The sequence below is a fragment of the Streptomyces sp. PKU-EA00015 genome (genome assembly GCF_013387495.1).
Lineage (GTDB): Bacteria > Actinomycetota > Actinomycetes > Streptomycetales > Streptomycetaceae > Streptomyces.
This window is the reverse complement of the sequence record NZ_JABZEE010000130.1, coordinates 1-1062: the sequence shown is the minus strand read 5'-3', so window position 1 is coordinate 1062 and position 1062 is coordinate 1. Positions and strand designations below refer to the sequence as shown.

General features: G+C 66.9%; 1 protein-coding gene. It reads right to left on the bottom strand.

What is annotated here, in order from left to right; all coding sequences use genetic code 11:
* A partial coding sequence (locus HW130_RS35190) for a hypothetical protein (protein ID WP_177153820.1) occupies positions 1–896 on the bottom strand: 896 nt, incomplete at its 3' end.
* Positions 897–1062 lie beyond the last annotated feature (166 nt).

The following is a 1062-nucleotide window of genomic DNA, read 5'->3' as shown; positions in this document are numbered from 1 at the left end:
CGGTCCGTCACATCGGCCGGGGTCTCCATCGTCCGCACGTGCAAGGTGATACGGCAGGGGCGATTGCCGATGTACTCGCGGATGGTGTCGTGCTTCCGCAGCACATCGATGATCCGGACGGCCTTGTCCCGGTACTTCTCCTCCGTGTGCTTCAGGTTGGTGAACTCGAAGTTCCCCGACTTGAAGGGCGTAAGGATCGGTTCACCGGCGGCGTGAGCTGGTGTCACGTTCGGGTCCTGCGGCATGCGAGCCGGGACCTCGATGACTGCCGTGCCGTCGTCAGCCGACCGCGGCAGAGAAACCGGGTCCACCCACACCGACTTCCGGAGGACCGGATCGGTGGCTGTGCGAGCCGCATCCCAACTCTGCTCGCTGTCCTGCCCGCTTGGCTCAGGCTGCGGGGTCACGTCCCCGATCAGCGCACCCAGCAGGGCCAGATGCCGACCCCGCAGACCCGAGGTAACGAGCGAGAAGTCCTCGGGGTCCGCGCTCAGGTCGCCGAGGAGACTGCCCGGGATGTGCGGACGGTGCGGGGCGTCGGCGTCACGGTACTCGTCCCGTAGACCGAGCTGGTGCGTCAGCTCGTGCACCATCTGCACCGGGTCGGCGTCCGCCCACCAGGTGGTCTGGTTCATCGCCTGGTCCCGGCTCGCCAGGTCCACGGTCAGGTGCGGGGAGTCCGAGGGATCGACGTACTCGACAGTGACATGGAGGCGGTCGCCGTTCGGCAACCGGTAAGCAGGACGGTTGAGGAAATCCCGTACGCCTGCATCGAGTTGATCGGCAACATACGTGGTCTGCCCCTCGGGGCCGCGTATCGCGAGCCGGACGGTGAGGTCGGTGACCGGTTCGCCGTCGTGGGTGAACCGCCGCGCGTCGAAGGCCGACCGCACCACGAAACGAGGTCGGCTGTCGCGCGGACCCCTCAATTCGGGCGTGCCCAGCAGGGCTTGCCGGACACTCTCCTCGGTACTCTGAACGCTGTCGGATTCTTGCGGGAGCCGGGGGCGGGCCTCTTCCGTCGACATGGGCTGTTGGATGCTGTCGCCGCGGTTGTTGGTT